Here is a 17744-nt window from a genome sequence, read left to right on the forward strand (position 1 = left end):
GTTCGGGCGGGGATTGCATGGGCGGTGAGGCCGTACGGCAGCCGCACCTGATTGGAGGGCCTCCCGTCCCATGCCTGAAGCCACCGAAGTGTTGATCGTGGGGGCCGGTCCCACCGGTCTGATGCTCGCGGGAGACCTTGCCGCGGCGGGGGTGTCCGTCACCGTGCTGGAGCGCCGCGCCCAGGAGTCGCTGCTCACCCGTGCCTTCGCGGTCCACGCGCGCACGCTCGAGCTGCTGGACGCCCGGGGCGTCGCCGACGAACTCGTCACCCGCGGGGTCCGGATCGGGAAGCTGCAGATGATCGGGGACGCCCAGCTGGACCTGAAGCGCCTGCCGAGCCGGTTCCCGTACATGCTGCTGACCCCGCAGCACGAGACCGAGGCGGTGCTGGCGAAACGCGCCGGGGCGCTCGGCGCCGACGTGCGGCTCGGCGCGGAGGTCACCGGACTCCGGCAGGACGCCGACGGCGTCAGCGTGTCCGTACGCCGGTTCGACGACACGGTCCACACCTGGCGTGCCCGCTATGTGGTCGGTGCGGACGGCATGAACAGCGTGGTGCGCAGGACGCTGGGCTTTCCGTTCCCCGGCCGGGCGGTCCTGCGCTCGGTGATGCTCGCCGACGTCCGCCTGAACGTGCCGCAGGGCATGCCGCTGGCGAACGCGGTCCGGGAGGGGATCGCCTTCGTCTCCCCGCTGGGCGACGGCTGGCACCGGGTGGTCGCCTGGGACCGCGCCAAGCAGCTGCCGGTGGAGGCCCCGCTCGATCTGGAGGACGTGCGGACCATCACCCGCAAGGCCCTCGGGACCGACTTCGGCATGCACGACCCGCGCTGGCTCTCCCGCTTCCAGACCGACGAGCGTCAGGCGCCGCGCTACCGGCTCGGGCGGGTGCTGCTCGCGGGCGACGCCGCGCATGTGCACTCGCCGGCGGGTGGTCAGGGCATGAACACCGGCCTGCAGGACGCCGCCAACCTGGCCTGGCGGCTGGCCGCGGTGGTGCGGGGGCGGGCTCCGGAGGAACTGCTCGACGGGTACCAGGCCGAGCGGCACCCGATCGGCCGGAAGGTGATCCGGGACAGCGGCAGGATGATGCGGCTGGCGCTGATCCACACGCCCGTGCTGCGCACCGCCATGAACCTGGCCTCGCGCGCCGCCGCCGCGCTGCCACCCCTGGCCGACCGTCTCGCGGCCGAGGCGACGGGGATCTCCATCGCCTATCCGGCGCCGCGCGGCGCGCACCCGCACACCGGCCGGCGCGCCCCCGACCTGCGACTCGCCCCGGGCGCCGGCACCGCGCGGCGGCTGTACGAGGCACTGCGCGCCTGCCGCTTCGTCCTCGTCGGCCGGTGCCCCGAGGTGACGGGCTGGGGCGAGCGGCTGATCACCGTCGCCCCGGCGAGTCCCCAGGGACCGGCGCTGCTGCTGGTACGGCCGGACGGCTATGTCGCCTGGGCCGCGGACGACCACGACCAGGACGCGCTGCTGACCGCCCTGACCGAGTGGGTCGGCCCCCGGGAGGGCGTGGCGTCGGCCTAGCCGCGCGCCTGCCGCTGCCGCGCACTCGGCTGCGCAGCGAGGGCCGTGTGGCTTGTGGCCTGCGGGAGGTGAGCTCCGCCTGACAGGATGACGCGGACCATCACACGAAACAGGGGGTTGAGCATGCTCGTGGCCATACTGGCGGTCGTCGTTCTGCTCGTCATCGGCGGCTGCGTCTGCGTCTTCTGGGCGGCCCGGGGGGACGCCCCGCGCTGGGCACGCGGTGTGGCCAGGATGACGCTGCTCGGCAGCGAACTGACCCGCAGCGCGAGCCGGAATTCCCGCTCGCAGCAGGGCAACGGGAACGACTAGCCGCTGCGCCGCACGGCACGAAAGAGCCCCTCTCCGTTGATATCGGAGAGGGGCTCAAGCCCTGGTGAGGGCTGCGGTGGCTGGGGCCGGGGTCGAACCGGCGACCTTCCGCTTTTCAGGCGGACGCTCGTACCAACTGAGCTACCCAGCCACGAGGTTTCACGTGAAACCTCAGCGGTCCTGACGGGATTTGAACCCGCGGCCTCCACCTTGACAGGGTGGCGAGCACTCCAAACTGCTCCACAGGACCAAGCTTCGTACGACAGTGTCGCACAGGGTGGTGCGTGCCCCCAACGGGATTCGAACCCGTGCTACCGCCTTGAAAGGGCGGCGTCCTAGGCCGCTAGACGATGAGGGCTATCGGCCCGCCTGGGCGCTTCTCAGCGCGTCGGGGACGTGAGAAGCATATGGGATGGCGGGAGCTATCGCCAAAACGGTTTAGGAGGAGGGCGAGGGGCTGGTCTCCGTGGGGGTGCTCGGGGACGGGCTCGCGCCGGGCTGGTTCTCCTCCGGGAGGTGGCGGCTGACCTCGGCCGTCGTGAGGCCCAGGCCGCCCAGCTCGATCTCGTCCCAGGCCTGGAGATGGCGGGTGTCCCGGTCGAAGTAGAGGATCGACGCCTCGATGGGGTCCGGGTGCTTGCCCTCGATGGCGCGCAGGCCGCTGCCGCCCGTGGAGCCCTCGATGCGGAGCCGGGTGCCGTACTTCAGGACTTCCATCTCGTCGTGGTGGAGGTGGCCGGCCAGGACCAGGGGGACCTCGCCGTCGACCTCACGGGCGGCGGAGGGCTCGTGGGCGATGGCGATGTCGACCGGGGTGCCTGCCGTGCGCTGGTCGCGCAGGGCCGTGGCCAGGCGGGCGCCGGCCAGCTCCTGGGACTGCTCCGCGCCGGGCTGCTTCGAGCGGTCCGGGGTGAACTGGGGGTCGCCGATGCCCGCGAAACGCAGCCCCTTGATCGTCTGGGCCCGGCCGCCGTCCAGGACGTGCACGTTCTTCAGACCCTCCATGTACCGCTGGGTGATCATCGAGTCGTGGTTGCCGCGGACCCAGACGTAGGGCGCCCCGAGGTCCTCGATGGGGTCCAGGAAGCCGTTCTCGGCGGCCGTGCCGTGGTCCATCGTGTCGCCCGAATCGACGATCACATCGACCTTGTACTGCTCCACCAGCGAGGCGATGATCTTCCAGCTCGCCGGGTTGAGGTGGATGTCGGAGACGTGCAGGACCCGGATGGTGGAGGGGTCGGGCGCGTAGGCGGGGAGGGTCGAGGTGGCGTCGTAGAGCTTGGTCACGTTGGTGACCAAGCGGGCCAACTCCTTCTGGTAGACGTCGAATTCCGTGACGATGCTGCGCGCGTTGCCGACCAGGGACGGGGCCGAGGTGAGCAGGCCGGAGAACTTCGGCTCCAGGACCGAGTCGGGGCGCCAGGTGGCGTACGCCGTGCCGCCCGAGGCCGCGAGGAGGGTGAGGGCGAGGCCGCCGGCGGCCAGGGCGCGGCGGGGGCGGCGGTAGACCGCGAGGCCCAGGGCGGTGGCGCCGGCGACGACGGCGACGGATGACCGTACGGCCAGGTCGAGGGTGCCGCGGCCGACGTCCTGGGTGACCTCGTCCTGGAGGCCGGAGAGGCGTTCGGGGTGGTCGACCAGGGCCTGGGCGCGGTCCGGGTCGAGCTGGTCGACGTTCACGTCCAGGCGGACGGGGGCGATGTGGCTGTTCAGTTCCAGGGCGCCCAGCGGCGAGATATTGATTTTCGTCCCGCCGGTGAAGGACGGGCGCAGGGTCATCGTCGTGTTCATGGGGCCGACCGGGACCCGGACGTTGCCCACGACCAGCAGGCCGAGCCAGGCGCCGAAGAGGACGACGGCCACGAGTCCCGCCGCGCGGGCCCACGGATGGGGCTGCGGCACGAGTTCGATCGTGGTGGGCGCCTGGCGCGAGCGGTAGAGGCGGGCCAGGGCGCGCGGGGCCTTGCGGATCGGGTTCAGGACACTCAGGACTGCGGCGGGGACGCGGGCCATTGGTCCCGTATGCCCAAGTCCGGGGCCGGATATGCGAGGCCGGAAGGCTCTCGTACGGCGGGGTCGTGGCCGACAATGGGCCTGTGCTGGAGATGACGCGCGAGGAGTTCGAGGAGCTGGTCGCCGAGGCGCTCGACCGGATCCCGCCGGAGCTGACGCGACTGATGGACAACGTCGCGGTGTTCGTCGAGGACGAACCGCCGACGGACGATCCCGAGCTGCTCGGGCTGTACGAGGGGACGCCGCTGACCGACCGGGGCGAGTGGTACGCCGGTGTGCTGCCGGACCGGATCACCATCTACCGGAACCCGACTCTGCGGATGTGCGAGTCGCGGGAGGACGTCGTCGCCGAGACGGAGATCACCGTGGTGCACGAGATCGCGCACCACTTCGGCATCGACGACGCGCGCCTTCACGCCCTGGGCTACGGCTGAGCGGGTTGTGAATACGGGGCGCGTGTCCTCTTGTGGGCGGCGGGAGTTGGAGGTGTTGACTCCATCACCCTTCCCGGAGGTGGCCCCGTGCGCCCCTTGTTCGTACCCGTCCGTCTGGCCGCCACGGCCGTGGCCGTCGCCGCTGCCGCCGGCTGCATGAGTGTGGGGGACGACGACGCGGGCGGGAGCGCCAAGCCGTCGCACTCCGCCGCGCAGCGGGGCGGGGAGGAACCCGACGGCGGCTCGGCGGTGTCGGGCGGCGCCGACGGGTTCGGGGCCGCGGCCGCCGACGGCGAGCGCGGGCGCGGCAAGGGCGGGAAGGGGAAGAAGGGCGAGCGCGGCGGGCCGGGGGAGTCGGCCCCGCCCGGGGCGTCGCCGACCCCGGACGCGAGTGCGTCCGCGCCCCGGGACGGCAAGCCGGTGAAGCCGGCCAAGCCGACGCCGAAGCCACCGGCGCAGCCCACGCCCACCCGGACGACCGAGCCGGAGCCCACGCCGACGCCGCCCGAGCCGACGACGTCCCCGGAGCCGACGCCGGAGCCGTCGTCGTCCGCGCACGAGCCGCCGGAGCCGCAGCTGGCCCAGCGGGAGCCGGCGCCGGAGGCGGGCTCGCCTGCGTAGCCCTGCGTGGCCCTGAGTTTTAGCCCTGCTGGGCGGGGCCGGGCGTTCCGCGGAAACGTCGGGAACAAAAAACGCCCGCCCGGCCTTGTGAAGGGTGCCGTACCAGTCCGGTTTGCCTTGCGGGGCCCGGAGTGCGTATGGTGGCAGATCGTTTGATCCCATCTTGCCCGGCGCCACCGCAGAGCGCGCCGTGTGGCGCGTACTCTCCTTTGCCGTGGTGGACCGCATTGAGGCGGTCGTATTGCGAATCGCGAATCACGGAGTTGACGGGCGCGTGCCGACTTGAGACTCCGGAAGGTTTCGCATTCGCATGTCCATCGCCAGTACTGATCACATCGTCGTGCCCGAGAACGAGGCCGTCGAAGACACCACCCCCGAGACCACCTTCGCCGACCTCGGCCTGCCCGAGGGCATCGTGCGCAAGCTCGCGCAGAACGGCGTGACCAGCCCCTTCCCGATCCAGGCCGCGACCATCCCGGACGCCCTGGCCGGCAAGGACATCCTCGGCCGCGGCCGCACCGGCTCCGGCAAGACCCTGTCGTTCGGTCTGCCGACCCTGGCCACGCTGGCCGGCGGCCGTACCGAGAAGCACAAGCCGCGCGCCGTCATCCTCACGCCGACCCGTGAGCTCGCCATGCAGGTCGCCGACGCGCTCCAGCCGTACGGCGACGTCCTCGGCCTGAAGATGAAGGTCGTCTGCGGCGGAACGTCCATGGGCAACCAGATCTACGCCCTGGAGAAGGGCGTCGACATCCTGGTCGCCACCCCGGGCCGGCTGCGCGACATCATCAACCGCGGCGCCTGCTCGCTGGAGAACGTGCAGATCGCCGTTCTCGACGAGGCCGACCAGATGTCCGACCTGGGCTTCATGCCCGAGGTGACGGAGCTGCTCGACCAGATCCCCGCGGGCGGTCAGCGGATGCTCTTCTCCGCGACCATGGAGAACGAGATCAAGACCCTCGTCGACCGGTACCTGAACAACCCGGTCAGCCACGAGGTCGACGCCGCCCAGGGCGCCGTGACGACCATGTCGCACCACATCCTCATCGTGAAGCCCAAGGACAAGGCGCCGGTCACCGCGGCCATCGCCTCCCGCAAGGGCCGCACGATCATCTTCGTCCGCACCCAGCTGGGCGCCGACCGTGTCGCCGAGCAGCTGCGCGACTCCGGCGTGAAGGCCGACGCGCTGCACGGCGGCATGACCCAGGGCGCGCGCACGCGGACCCTGGCCGACTTCAAGGACGGGTACGTCAACGTCCTCGTCGCCACCGACGTCGCCGCCCGCGGCATCCACGTCGACGGCATCGACCTGGTGCTGAACGTGGACCCGGCCGGCGACCACAAGGACTACCTGCACCGGGCCGGCCGTACGGCGCGTGCCGGCCGCACGGGCACGGTCGTGTCGCTGTCGCTCCCGCACCAGCGGCGCCAGATCTTCCGGCTGATGGAGGACGCGGGCGTCGACGCCACGCGCCACATCATCCAGGGCGCCGGCGCCTTCGACCCGGAGGTCGCCGAGATCACCGGGGCCCGGTCGATGACCGAGGTCCAGGCCGAGTCGGTGGGCAACGCCGCGCAGCAGGCCGAGCGTGAGGTCGCCCAGCTCACCAAGGAGCTGGAGCGGGCGCAGCGGCGGGCGAACGAGCTGCGCGAGGAGGCCGACCGGCTGCTGGCGCGGGTCGCGCGCGAGCGCGGCGAGGAGCCGCAGGCGGCCGGGGAGGCCGCGGAGGTTCCGGCGGGTGTCGAGGTGTCGGTGCCGGAGCAGCCGACCGCGCAGGACGTGGAGCGCGTGGAGCGCGAGGAGCGCGTGGAGCGCGGCGGAGCCGGGCGTGACCGGTACGCCGACCGGGACCGGTCCTTCGACCGTGACCGTTCGGCTGACCGGGACCGGTCCTTCGACCGTGACCGGGGTGGCCGTTCCTTCGACCGCGACCGTGACCGTGGCGGGCGTTCGTTCGAGCGTCGTGACGACCGGGGCGGGTTCAACCGGGACCGGGACCGGGACCGTGACCGTGGTGGTCGTTCCTTCGACCGCGACCGTGGCGGCTTCCGCCGGGACGACCGGGCGGACCGGGGCGACCGCGGTGAGCGCGGCGGCTTCCGCCGTGACGACCGGGGTGACCGGGGCGACCGTGGCGGTCGTTCCTTCGAGCGCCGTGACGACCGTGGCGGGCGTTCGTTCGAGCGTCGTGACGACCGCGGTGGCTTCAACCGTGACCGCGGTGAGCGCGGCGGCTTCCGCCGGGACGAGCGCGGTGGGCACCGGGGCAGCGACCGTCCCTTCAACCGGGACCGCCGCGACGACCGTCCGGGCTTCCGCTCCGGCGGCCACGACCGTCCGGGCCACGACCGCCCCTACGGCCGTCGTGACGACCACCGCGGCGGCGGTTCCTTCCAGCGCCGCGAGGACAAGCCGCGTTGGAAGCGCAACGGCTGACACACCCGCGTGAAGAGCGCCGTGGCCCGGCCCCCTCGGGGCGGGCCACGGCGCTCCGGCGCCCCTGCGGCACGACCGGGACCCGATACCCGATCGGAGACTCGGCGTTGTCCGGCTATGCTCGTGGGGGCAACATCGCCTGGGCCCTTAGCTCAATTGGCAGAGCAGTGGACTTTTAATCCATTGGTTGTGGGTTCGAGTCCCACAGGGCCTACCGTTCGCGGACGGGGGCAAACCCCCTCGGACCTGCGATGCAGCGCTTGGCTCGACGTCGGTCGGGTCGGGCGCTGCTTCATTTCCGGTGGGAGGACACCCTGCCCGACGGACGACCCGGATCTGGCTCCCCAAAAGCAACGGTGCCGACCCGGATGGTTGGTCGGCGCAAGGTTCTTGACCTGGTCCACCAGGCATGGGCCATGCAGAGCACGGCGATACTCGGCTGGCGCCGCACGGCGCCAGCCGAGTCACCGTACTTGTAGAGAGTGAGACCAGGTGAATCCGCCATGCAGAGTGACAAGGCTCGCCGACTGGAACCGCTGAATAATGTGGACTTCTCGGCAACGCTCGACCGCGTGCCAACAGCCCTCGCCGCCTCGCCGGGCCGGCGTAGCCTGTGCGCTCTGATGAGCGTGCCGTTCAGCCTGTGGCCCGGAGGATCCGCACAGGTCACGGCTGAGCGTCGCCTGGCCCAGATGGTGGCCTTGGGTCACCGGGCTGAGGACATCGCCGCGGTGATGTACGGCGAGGAGCCCGGCCCCGCGGTGTCACACGAATTCAAGGCATGCCTCCTGCACGAGTTGGTACTCAGAGGCGTCCCGATCGCGGAGTACCCCGTGCTGCGGTCCTTCGGGGAAACGCTGGTGAACGAGCAGCACCCGCTCGCGGTGCTGCCGCTCCACCTGCTACCGACGGAGCGGGGGCTGCGCAGGCCGCCGCGTGCGCCGCGCGACTGGACATGGGCTTTGCCTCCGTCAACGGTGGCGAAGCACAGTGACCAGCCCGAGCTCCGGGTCTCACCGGAAATGCGTCGGCGCAGCGCCGAGGTCGACCCGGTGGAGATCACTGTCGCGGAGGTGGCTGAGGCCCTGGGCGCCGCGGTGCGGCACTGGCGCGAGCGGTCCAACGGACTGGTCGCTGCGCAGGAGTTCTGGTCCCCGGCCCCTGTGTCGCCGGACGACTTCGCGGCCGTCTTCGAGCGGCTTCCGCTGACCGCATGGCCGAAGGAGGAGGCGCTGGCCCGGCTGCACTCGGCCTCCTCGGACAGGGTGCTGCGGGTGCTGCTCACCGCGGCAGTGCGCAGCCCGGCCTACGGTACCGGCCTGTATGGCGCGTACGGGCGGCTCGCTGCCTGGCACTCCCTTGGCGGCCTGGTCGGCGCTCCCGCCGACGCCCTGATCACGCAGACGGCGGCGTTGGTCGAACAGACACACTGGTTCATCGCCGATCCCTCGTCCGATTGGTTCTACCAAGTGGCCTGGGACCTCGCCGTGGCCGCGCTGCGGCCGGCCGGGCAGGCGATCGCGGTCCTTGCTGCCACGGACACTGACTGAATACGAGAACACCCTCACCGCCCTGCCCGAAACCATCGGCCACATGACCGGCCTGATCGCACTCCGGGGCAGCACAACCGGCTGTCACAGGCGTCGGCCGACGGCGATGTCCTCGTTGCCAGCGAGCCGCAGGATCGCCCGTCGTCAAGTTGGCCCGGAGATGACGAAGCGGCCTCGCGCTCCCGAAGGAGAGCGGGGCCGCGGTCGCGAGCCGATGTCGTGTGCGGCGGCGCTGCCGCGGTCCACGGCGGCTTTGACGCCGGTGACGATCGCGCCCTGGAGGACCACCGCCGATATGACCTCGCGCCAGGTGCGCTCCTCGTCGGTGGCGTCGGGGGCGTCCTCATCGGGACCGGGCTTCTTCCAGGCCTGTCTGAACACCCGGACCGACCGGCTTGTAGGCGACCTTCGCGCCTTTCATCGCCGCCTCATGGCACGACGTACGAACAGCAGCGCGATGAGCGCTCCGGCCGCGGCGTACAGCGGGGTTCGGTTGGACCGTGCCATCCGCATGGCCTCGTCCGCCTTCTCGCGCACTGGCTCAGGCGCCTTTTCCCGTACCAGTTCTCCGACGTGCGCGGCCTTGTCGCGGACCTGGCCAGTGGCCGCGGCGGCCTTGGCGCGCACCGGCTCCGGGGTCCTGTCCTGCACCATGTGGGCGGCGTGCGTCGCCTTGTCCCGCACCTGAGCGCTGACGTGTGTGGTCTTCTCGGCGACCTGCTGTTTGACGGCCGTTGCCTTTTCTCGGGCCTGGGTCATCGCTGCGTCTTCTCCTTGATCTCGGCTACGTCGGTCTTGACGCTGTCCACCGTCTGCGGCGGGGGCGTCGGCGGGGATGGTGCCGCCACCCGCACTCCGACCGGGTCCCCGAATACCCCACGACGACGCGTCACCGCTCGTCAGAGCACATGTCGCCGCAGCAGACGGGGTGCGGCACGTATCAGGGCGGCCGCCGTCAGGCCGAGTACGCCGCCGGCGGCCACGTCGGACGGGTAGTGGGCACCGCTGTGCACCCGCTCCGCCGCCACCATCACCGCCGACACCCCGCACACGGCACCGGCGGCCGGCCAGACGGGTGCCACGGCGCCGGCGAAGGCGAAGGCGGCGGCCGTGTGCCCGGAGGGGAAGGAGGAGCTGTCCGGGCGGCCTTGAAGATCTTCCGGCGGGACCCAGTGCGGCGGCGGGCGGCGCCGTCGGGACACCTGCTTGACGACCGCGTTGGAGAGCAGTTGAGCCGTCGCCATGGCCGCGACCCCGGCGGCGGCCGCCGTCCGGCCGCGCCACCCGCCGACGGTGGCCATCACCGCGGCCGCAGCGCACCAGATCTTGGTGTGTTCAGCCGCCTCCTCCACCGCGGGCGCGACCTGCCGCACCCACGGTGGCCCCGACGCGATCATCCGCCTGGTCAGCCGGTGATCCCCGTCGCGCAGCTCCGCCTTCATCCCCATGATCAGCCGACTTACCGCCCGGAGCCCTTTCACACACGAGCCGCGACCTCAGGATTCAAAGCGGCGACGGTCCTCCTCGTCCCACTTCCGGGTGTCGCGCGGCTCGACGTACGGCTCATCGCCGGGTGGATGACCGCCCGCGACGGCACGCTGGCGATGCATCTCGGCGTCGAACTCCAGGCCGAGCAGGATCGCCAGATTCGTGATCCACAGCCACACCAGGAAAATGATCACACCGGCGAACGTGCCGTAGGTCTTGTTGTACGAGGCGAAGTTCGCCACGTACAGCGCGAAGCCGGCCGAGGCGATCATCCAGATCACCAGCGCCAGGAAGCTGCCCGGCGTGATCCAGCGGAAGCCGCGGACCTTCGCGTTCGGCGTCGCCCAGTACAGGATCGCGATCATGATGGTGACCAGGACGACGAGCACCGGCCACTTCGCGATCGACCACACCGTCAGCGCCGTGTCACCGACCCCCAGCGCGGTGCCCACCTGCCGGGCCAGTCCTCCGGTGAACACGACGATCACCGCACTGACCACGGCCAGGACCATCAGGACCACGGTCACGCCGACGCGGACCGGCAGCACCTTCCATACCGGACGGCCCTCGGGGACGTCGTAGACCGCGTTCGCACTCCTGATGAACGCGGCGACGTAGCCGGATGCCGACCACACCGCGAGCGCCAGACCCACGATCGCCATGACCGAGCCGAGTCCGGCGTTGCCCTGCATCTGCTGCACCGCGTTGCGCAGGACGTCCTGCGCCGCGCCCGGGGCGAGCTTCTGGATGTTGTCCAGCACCTGCTGTGTCGCGGACTGGCCGACGATCCCGAGCAGCGAGATCAGCGCCAGCAGCGCCGGGAACAGCGCCAGGATCCCGTAGTAGGTCAGCGCCGCCGCCCGGTCGGTCAGCTCGTCCTTCTTGAACTCCTTCAGGGTGCCTTTCAGCACCGCTCCCCAGGAGCGCTTGGGCAGATCCGCCGGAGTGTCCGGCGCCTGCCGTTCCACTTGCTCGTCCGGCCCGGCCTGTGGTGCCTTGGGGGCCTCGGCCTCTTGGTCGGCCGCGACATGCTCGTCGTGCCTTCCGTGCCGTTTCAGCATCCGTACCATTTCGGACGAGTATCCCGGCTCGGGCTCACCCATACTCGCATTACGGATAAATCGGGCAGGCGGATCGGCGCGTACGGCGTCCTAGGCGCCGCCCAGGACCGCCACGCACGTGTCGTCGCGCACCGGGCGGGCCGCGCTTCCCGCGTCGCGGAGGATCACCGCGGCGACCACCGCCGGGTCGCGGGTGAGGAGCGTGTCGTCGTCGGGTGGTGTCCAGCGGGCGGGCAGGCCGTCGCTGTGCAGGACGAGCAGGCTGTCGGCGTGCCACGGCTCCCGCTGCACGGGCACGGTCGCCGGGGCCTGCGCGCCCACGATGCCGGGCTGGGACAGCAGCGCCTTCCAGGTGCCGCCGGTGCGTAGCCGGGCGCCGATGTTGCCGATGCCGGAGAAGTCCAGCCGGCCGGATACGAGGTCGAGTTGGGCCACGGCGACGGCCGCGCCCCGGGTGCGGCGCAGGGGCTCGCGCAGGTGCCGCAGGATCTCGGCGGGGGACCGGTCGGCCACCCCGCGCAGTTCGGTCACCGCCGCCGTGGAGGCCTCGGCGGCCTTGGCGCCGTGCCCGAGGCCGTCGGCGAGCAGGAGCGTCAGGCGGTCGCCGCCCTGCACCCATTCCCAGGCGTCGCCGGAGTGTTCGGCCCGGCCGAGCGGGACGTTGACGCCGCCGGCGCGCGGACGCGGCGGGGACGCGCCCCGGACGGCCGGTTCATGGTCGATGCGGGCCATGGCCACGGTGCCCCGGCCGGGGGCGCTGTGCAGGTCGAAGGCGTTCGCTATGCGCCGGCACGTGCCGAGCCCGGCGCCCAGGGAGGCGGCGGTGCTGTAGCCGTCGCGCATGGCCTGCGCGACGTCCGGGATGCCCGGGCCGTGGTCCAGCGACAGCAGCTGGACGGCCGCACGCCGGCCGTCGGCGCGGGCGCTGTCGACCAGGTTGATGAGCACGCGCCCGCCGTCGGCGTGCCGCAGCAGGTTGGTCGCCAGCTCCGTCGCCACGAGCGCGGCGGTCGCGGTGCGGTGCGGTCCCAGGCCGGCCAGGGCGCTGGCCTCCTCGGCCGCCACCCGCACGTCCCGCACCCGGGTCGAGTCGTCCACCGGAACGTCCCACACCCCGCTCATCACAGCGCCCCCGGCCGGGAGGGCGGCACGGGCGTGGCCCAGGCGGTGACGGTGACGGTGGTCCCCTCGCCGGGCCGGCTGTCCACCTCGAACTCGTGGACCAGCCGCTTGGCCCCGCTCAGGCCCAGTCCGAGCCCGCCGCCGCTGGTGTAGCCGTCGGTCATCGCCTGCTCCAGGTCGCGGATGCCGGGGCCGGTGTCGACGAAGGCCAGCCGCAGGCCCTGCGACCGCCCGGTGTCCAGCGGGGTGATCCGCACCTGGCCGCCCCCGCCGTGGACGAGGGTGTTGCGGGCCAGTTCGCTCGCCGCGGTGACGAGCTTGGTCTGCTGCACCAGGCCGAAACCGAGCTCGGCGGCGGTCTGCCGGACCTGCTGCCTGACCCAGGCCAGGTCGGCGTCCGAGCCGATCGGCACGACGGCCGGTGCGGCGTGGCCGGCCCGCATCACGGACTCACCTCACCCGGGCGCGCGGCAGCGCCGAGCAGCTCCATCGCGCGTTCGACGTCCAGAGCCGTCCGCAGTCCGGGCAGCGTGAGCCCCAGCTCGACCAGGGTGATCGCCACCGCCGGGCGCATCCCGGCCAGCACCGTACGGGCGGCCAGCAGGCCGGCGCCGGCGGCGATCTCGGCGAGGACCCGGCCCAGGAACGAGTCGACGATCTCCACCCCGGAGATGTCGATCACGAGACCGGTCACCCGGGTGTGCGAGATCCGGGCCGTGACGTCCTGCTGGAGCTGCTCGGCCATCCCGTCGTGCAGCTCCCCCTGGAGGGTGACCAGCAGGACGTCGCCCAGCTGCAGGACCGGCACGGTGAAGCCGTGTCCGCCCGCGGGGCCGATCCCGGCGGCCCCGGTCACCGCGCGCCCGCGTCGGCCGTCGGGGCCGCGCCGGCCGCCGCCACCGGCCCGATTCCCACGCCCTGCCGGCTGAGCGCGTAGGCCAGGGCGTCCGCCAGGCTCGAGCGCGTGAGGACCGTGCCGAGGTCGATGCCCAGGTGCACTATCGTCTGCGCGATCGCGGGCCGGATGCCGGAGACGATGCACTCGGCGCCCATCAGCCGCGCCGCCGCCACCGTTTTCATCAGGTGCTGGGCGACCAGCGAGTCGACCGTGGGCACGCCGGTGATGTCGAGGATGGCGTACCGGGCGCGCTCGGCGACGATCGCGTCCAGCAGGCTCTCCATGACCACCTGGCTGCGGGCGCTGTCCAGCGTGCCGATCAGCGGGACGGCGACCGTGCTGTCCCACAGCTTGATCACGGGGGTGGCCACCTCGTGCAGCTGCTCGCGCTGCCGGGCGATGACCTCCTCGCCGGCGCTGACCGTCGTCTCCAGCACGACCAGGCGCAGGGTGCCCATGAGCACGGTCAGCGCCAGCAGCGGCTCCTGGGCCTCGGGGGCGTACGGGTCCGGGTACTCGGCGCGCAGCAGCTCGGTCACCGGTTCGCGCAGGGCGGCCACCTCGTCGGCGATGCCGTCCTGGTCGGCTCCGGTCCGGGCGCGGGAGGCCGCCATCCGCCCCAGCTGGTCGCGCACCGCCTCGAATCCGGCGGCCCGGATGTCGTCCACCCGTCCGGAGGCCGCGACCGCGGCCAGCGCGGCCGCGACGGCCCTGCCCGCCTCCACCGCCTCGTCGCGGGACACGGTGAAGACCGTGCGGAACAGCGCGGCGTCCGCCCACCGCTGGGCGATCTGCTCCCGGCGCCGTTCGAGGAAGGCACTCACCTGCTGGGCGGCCGGCTCCTGTTCCGCGTTCTCTTCCGACACCGACACCGACACCGACACCTGCATCGCTCCCTTGCACTGGCCGGACCGAGGTCACGCGACGGCGCCTCAGCCGTTACTTGCCATATGACAAACATTAGTGCCGCCGTACGGCACCACCAAACGACTTCTCTCCACGCCCCTGACCAGCGCTTGCCCCGTCCTTCACCGGCCACGCCAGTCCAGGCAGACCACCAGGGCGTCGTCGTCCGGGGCGGTTCTGCCGCGGTGGCCGGTCAGCTCGCGCAGGATGGCCCGGGGCACCTCGGCGGCAGGCAGCAGCCGGGTCGACTGGATCGCCCGGGACAGGGCGGCGTCGCCGTACGGCTCTCCGCGCGGCGAGGCGACGTTGTACACGCCGTCGCTGACGAAGACCAGCCGGTCGCCCGGCTCGGCCCGGAACTCCTGGGCCACGTAGTCGGTCTCCTCGAACATGCCGAGCGGCAGTTGCGCGTCGAAGTCCACTCGCTCCACCGCGCCCTGACGCAGCCGCAGCAGGTGCGGGGACCCGGCGTCCACGGCCCGGACCCGGCCGGTGGCCAGGTCGAAGTCGAGCATGAGCACGGACAGGTAGCAGCGGCCCCGGTAGTGGGCGTACACCGCCTGGTCGGCCAGGGCGGCCTGGTCGGCCAGCGGGATGCCGGCCCGGCGCGCGTTGCGCAGCGCGTTGATCGCCAGGTTCGTCAGCAGGGAGGCCTCTATGCCCTCGCCCATGCCGTTGGTGACGTAGAGGCTGAGCCGGTCGGCCGTGGCGGACCAGTCGAAGTTGTCGCCGAAGATCGCGTACGCGGGCTCCAGCTGCGCGCCCAGCTCGTACTCGGGGCGGACGCAGGAGCGGCCGGGCAGCAGTTGCCACTGCATCTCGGCCGCGAGGGTGAGCCGGTCCCTGCGGCGGGCCTGGAGGTACAGGTCGGTGTCCCGCTCGGCCACGACCACCTCGTGCCCGAGCACCTGGGCGATCTCGGCCAGTTCGGCCAGGCAGCCCTTGGCGTGATCGCCGCCCGGCAGGGTCACGGTGAGCACGCCGAGGCGGTCGCCGCGCACGGTGACGGGCAGGTGCGCGCGCACGAGGTCGTCCGTAAGGGTCTCCACGTACGGTTCCTGCGCGCCGAAGGCCCGGCCCGCCGGGCTGTTGTGCACGGACACCGGCTGGAGGGTGTGCGGCAGCACGGACACCGGCTGGAGCACCGTCAGGCCGTAGTCGGCCAGGAACAGCTCGACGGAGTCCGCCGCGTACTGATCGGTCAGTACACGACGGACCGCGTCCAGCAGTTGGTGGGGCGCCGCCGTGCGCAGAGCACGCTCGGCGGCCACGAATCTGTTCACGGTCGCGGTCACGATGGTCGAAACACCAATCCTCGGTCGGTCGTCGACGCTCCCTCGGGCACGGGGCCCACGGGCGCGGCCGTCGGATACGGGTCATGGGGTTGTGCGGGGCGTCCTGTACGGGCGTCGCGCGCGGGTCATGGGGTGCGGGTCGTCCCGTTCGGGGCTCGCGTGCGGGGCCTCGCGCGTACGGTCGACGGCGTGGTGGGCGGCCGCGGCCCGGGCCGGTGCCGCCCCGGCCGCTCGCGTGCCTAGTACGCTGACGGCCATCCCGGTGCCTGCGAGAGTGTGACTGTGACTTCCCTCCGACCCCGCCCTGAGCCAGCAGAGGTCGCCCGTGTGACCTCCACGGCCGCGGAGTTGCTGGAGGTCCTGTGGGGCCGGGCCTCGACGGCGCCGGCGTCCGCCTCCCAGCTGCGCGTGCTGCTCATCCTGGAGCACCACGAGGGCATCAACCTGCGTACGCTCGCCGACTCCCTCGCCTCCACCCCGCCCTCGACCAGCCGGCTGTGCGACCGGCTCCAGGCGGCCGGGTTCGTCGAGCGCGTGGTCAGCCCGGTGGACCGGCGCGAGGTGCGCCTGCGGCTCAGCGGCCGCGGCCGGGCCTTCCTGGCCGATCTGCGCGTGCGCCGGGAGGAGGCGCTGCGCGCGGTGCTCGACCAGATGCCCGCCGCCAAGCGGGTCGCGCTGCTGCAGGGGCTGGAGGCGTTCTGCGACGCGGCGGCGGCCCAGATACACGACGACTCCGACGACTCCCGCGCGTCCGGTACCCGGACTGCCTGACCTGCCTCCCGCGGGAACGACTCGGCCTTTCCGTTTCCTTTCCCGCGGCCCTGTGGCACGGTTACTTTGTTGCCTTGCAACTATAGTTGTCAAACGACAACTGTTCGCTCCGGGAACCCCTTGGTCTCTTCCTCTCCGTCGCACCGCCCACCCTCCTGCCCGTAGTCGCCCGTACCGTCACAACACGTTTGCGGGTACCCCGACACCGCCCCGACCTGCATCGACTGTGGTCTACGTCTCGACGGGGTGAACGCGGGGCATGAGCCGGGCGAGTGCGGGTAGCGGCGCTGGTGGTGGCCTGTCGGGGGATCGGAGCGGGCCGGAACTACGAGGGAGGGCCCGTGACGACGACCATGCGCATCGGCACGACGACGGATTCCGGCACCGACACCGGCGAGGTGCTGCCGCAGATCGCGGAGCCCCAGAAGCTCACCCCGCAGGACGCGCGCGAGCTGACCGGACAGTTCCTCGACCGGCTCGCCGTGCTGGAGGAGGGCACGCCCGAATACCAGTACGCGCGCAACACGCTCATCGAGATGAACATGTCGCTCGTGCGGTTCGCGGCCCGCCGGTTCCGCAGCAGCGGACAGTCGATGGACGACGTCGTGCAGGTCGGCGTCATCGGGCTGATCAAGGCGATCGACCGGTTCGAGGTCTCCCGCGAGGTGCAGTTCACCAGCTTCGCGGTGCCGTACATCATCGGCGAGATCAAGCGCTTCTTCCGTGACACGTCCTGGGCCGTGCACGTGCCGCGCCGCCTGCAGGAGGCCCGTACGGAACTCGCCAAGGCCACCGAGGAACTGGCCTCCCGGCTGGGCCGCGCGCCGAAGGTCGCGGAACTGGCGGCGCTGATGAACCTGTCGGAGGACGAGGTCGTCGAGGCCCAGATCGCGGCCAACGGCTACCTGTCCTCCTCCCTCGACGCCGCGGTCAGCGGCGACGCGGAGGAGAGCGACGCGACGCTCTCGGAGTTCATCGGCGAGGAGGACCCCGCCCTGGAACTCGTCGAGGACTTCCACGCGTTGGCCCCCCTGGTCGCCGAACTCGACGAGCGCCAGCGGCTGATCCTCCACCTCCGTTTCGTGGAGGAGCTGACCCAGGCGGAGATCGGCGCCCGCCTCGGCATCTCCCAGATGCACGTGTCCCGGCTGATCTCGCGGACGGTGGCGCGGTTGCGCTCGGGGATGCTGGCGACGGGCTGAGACGATCTCCCTCCTCGCCCAAGTCGCCGTGAGGGCCGGTTCCGGCTGGTCGCTGGGGCCTGTCGTGGCGTACGGACCGTTTCGGCTGGTTGCCGGG

At 72.0% G+C, this 17744-nt stretch carries 17 protein-coding genes, 4 tRNA genes and 1 pseudogene; 9 read left to right on the plus strand and 13 right to left on the minus strand.

Annotated features, from left to right (window positions below):
- Positions 1-70 precede the first annotated feature (70 nt).
- Together ABZ386_RS30735 and ABZ386_RS30740 are read left to right on the plus strand one after the other, a co-directional pair.
- A complete protein-coding gene (locus tag ABZ386_RS30735) occupies positions 71-1537 on the plus strand; it encodes an FAD-dependent monooxygenase (RefSeq protein ID WP_351347905.1) in 1467 nt (488 codons plus the stop codon).
- A gap of 123 nt (positions 1538-1660) precedes the next feature.
- On the plus strand, positions 1661-1849 hold the full coding sequence (locus tag ABZ386_RS30740) for a hypothetical protein (protein WP_356503471.1): 189 nt from the start codon (positions 1661-1663) through the stop codon (positions 1847-1849).
- Positions 1850-1926: 77 nt separating this feature from the next.
- On the opposite strand, the gene ABZ386_RS30745 is transcribed toward ABZ386_RS30740, so the two are convergent.
- The 4 genes from ABZ386_RS30745 to ABZ386_RS30760 all read right to left on the minus strand — a co-directional run bounded on the left by ABZ386_RS30745 (position 1927) and on the right by ABZ386_RS30760 (position 3862).
- Positions 1927-2000 (minus strand) — tRNA-Phe (locus ABZ386_RS30745).
- Between the two features lie 24 nt (positions 2001-2024).
- Positions 2025-2099 (minus strand) — tRNA-Asp (locus ABZ386_RS30750).
- Positions 2100-2134: 35 nt separating this feature from the next.
- A tRNA-Glu gene (locus ABZ386_RS30755) sits at positions 2135-2207 on the minus strand.
- Between the two features lie 80 nt (positions 2208-2287).
- The gene (locus ABZ386_RS30760; RefSeq protein ID WP_356619779.1) at positions 2288-3862 is read right to left on the minus strand and encodes a metallophosphoesterase; all 1575 of its coding nucleotides are present in this window, start codon (positions 3860-3862) and stop codon (positions 2288-2290) included.
- A gap of 83 nt (positions 3863-3945) precedes the next feature.
- On the opposite strand from ABZ386_RS30760, the gene ABZ386_RS30765 reads away from it, so the two are divergent.
- The 5 genes from ABZ386_RS30765 to ABZ386_RS30785 all read left to right on the plus strand — a co-directional run bounded on the left by ABZ386_RS30765 (position 3946) and on the right by ABZ386_RS30785 (position 8904).
- A complete protein-coding gene (locus ABZ386_RS30765; protein WP_358966807.1) occupies positions 3946-4296 on the plus strand; it encodes a metallopeptidase family protein in 351 nt (116 codons plus the stop codon).
- 87 nt (positions 4297-4383) lie between these two features.
- A complete protein-coding gene (locus ABZ386_RS30770) occupies positions 4384-4917 on the plus strand; it encodes a hypothetical protein (protein WP_358966810.1) in 534 nt (177 codons plus the stop codon).
- 310 nt (positions 4918-5227) lie between these two features.
- Complete coding sequence (locus ABZ386_RS30775) at positions 5228-7354, plus strand: DEAD/DEAH box helicase (RefSeq protein WP_358966813.1); 2127 nt, start codon at positions 5228-5230, stop codon at positions 7352-7354.
- 141 nt (positions 7355-7495) lie between these two features.
- Positions 7496-7568: transfer RNA gene (locus ABZ386_RS30780), tRNA-Lys, on the plus strand.
- Between the two features lie 289 nt (positions 7569-7857).
- On the plus strand, positions 7858-8904 hold the full coding sequence (locus ABZ386_RS30785; protein ID WP_358966816.1) for a DUF6183 family protein: 1047 nt from the start codon (positions 7858-7860) through the stop codon (positions 8902-8904).
- A gap of 144 nt (positions 8905-9048) precedes the next feature.
- Here ABZ386_RS30785 and ABZ386_RS30790 read toward each other — a convergent pair.
- The 9 genes and pseudogenes from ABZ386_RS30790 to ABZ386_RS30830 form a co-directional block, all read right to left on the minus strand.
- Positions 9049-9325, minus strand: a pseudogene (locus tag ABZ386_RS30790) (DUF4235 domain-containing protein).
- Positions 9322-9663: a hypothetical protein gene (locus ABZ386_RS30795; protein WP_358966819.1), complete on the minus strand. Its 342-nt coding sequence runs from the start codon at positions 9661-9663 to the stop codon at positions 9322-9324. Before ABZ386_RS30795 ends, ABZ386_RS30790 begins: the two are co-directional and overlap by 4 nt.
- A gap of 140 nt (positions 9664-9803) precedes the next feature.
- Positions 9804-10352: a phosphatase PAP2 family protein gene (locus tag ABZ386_RS30800; RefSeq protein WP_351347918.1), complete on the minus strand. Its 549-nt coding sequence runs from the start codon at positions 10350-10352 to the stop codon at positions 9804-9806.
- A gap of 48 nt (positions 10353-10400) precedes the next feature.
- Positions 10401-11462, minus strand: coding sequence for a YihY/virulence factor BrkB family protein (locus ABZ386_RS30805; protein ID WP_351347920.1), 1062 nt, complete (start codon positions 11460-11462; stop codon positions 10401-10403).
- Positions 11463-11543: 81 nt separating this feature from the next.
- Positions 11544-12575: an ATP-binding SpoIIE family protein phosphatase gene (locus ABZ386_RS30810; protein WP_351347922.1), complete on the minus strand. Its 1032-nt coding sequence runs from the start codon at positions 12573-12575 to the stop codon at positions 11544-11546.
- Positions 12575-13018 carry an anti-sigma regulatory factor gene (locus ABZ386_RS30815; RefSeq protein WP_351347924.1) on the minus strand — a complete coding sequence of 148 codons (444 nt, stop codon included), beginning with the start codon at positions 13016-13018 and terminating at the stop codon, positions 12575-12577. The genes ABZ386_RS30810 and ABZ386_RS30815 overlap by 1 nt, the downstream gene beginning before the upstream one ends.
- Positions 13018-13431: an STAS domain-containing protein gene (locus tag ABZ386_RS30820; protein WP_198678212.1), complete on the minus strand. Its 414-nt coding sequence runs from the start codon at positions 13429-13431 to the stop codon at positions 13018-13020. The genes ABZ386_RS30815 and ABZ386_RS30820 overlap by 1 nt, the downstream gene beginning before the upstream one ends.
- Positions 13428-14363 (minus strand): STAS domain-containing protein, encoded by a 936-nt coding sequence (locus ABZ386_RS30825; protein WP_351347926.1) that lies wholly within the window; start codon positions 14361-14363, stop codon positions 13428-13430. The genes ABZ386_RS30820 and ABZ386_RS30825 overlap by 4 nt, the downstream gene beginning before the upstream one ends.
- Positions 14364-14501: 138 nt before the next feature.
- A complete protein-coding gene (locus ABZ386_RS30830) occupies positions 14502-15662 on the minus strand; it encodes a PP2C family protein-serine/threonine phosphatase (RefSeq protein ID WP_358966822.1) in 1161 nt (386 codons plus the stop codon).
- A gap of 339 nt (positions 15663-16001) precedes the next feature.
- On the opposite strand from ABZ386_RS30830, the gene ABZ386_RS30835 reads away from it, so the two are divergent.
- Both ABZ386_RS30835 and ABZ386_RS30840 read left to right on the plus strand, forming a co-directional pair.
- Positions 16002-16445 carry a MarR family transcriptional regulator gene (locus ABZ386_RS30835; protein WP_114253933.1) on the plus strand — a complete coding sequence of 148 codons (444 nt, stop codon included), beginning with the start codon at positions 16002-16004 and terminating at the stop codon, positions 16443-16445.
- A 353-nt stretch (positions 16446-16798) separates the two neighbouring features.
- The gene (locus ABZ386_RS30840; protein WP_198678427.1) at positions 16799-17647 is read left to right on the plus strand and encodes an RNA polymerase sigma factor SigF; all 849 of its coding nucleotides are present in this window, start codon (positions 16799-16801) and stop codon (positions 17645-17647) included.
- The last annotated feature ends 97 nt before the right edge of the window (positions 17648-17744 follow it).

It is taken from the genome of Streptomyces sp. NPDC006140 (assembly GCF_040628815.1).
Lineage (GTDB): Bacteria > Actinomycetota > Actinomycetes > Streptomycetales > Streptomycetaceae > Streptomyces.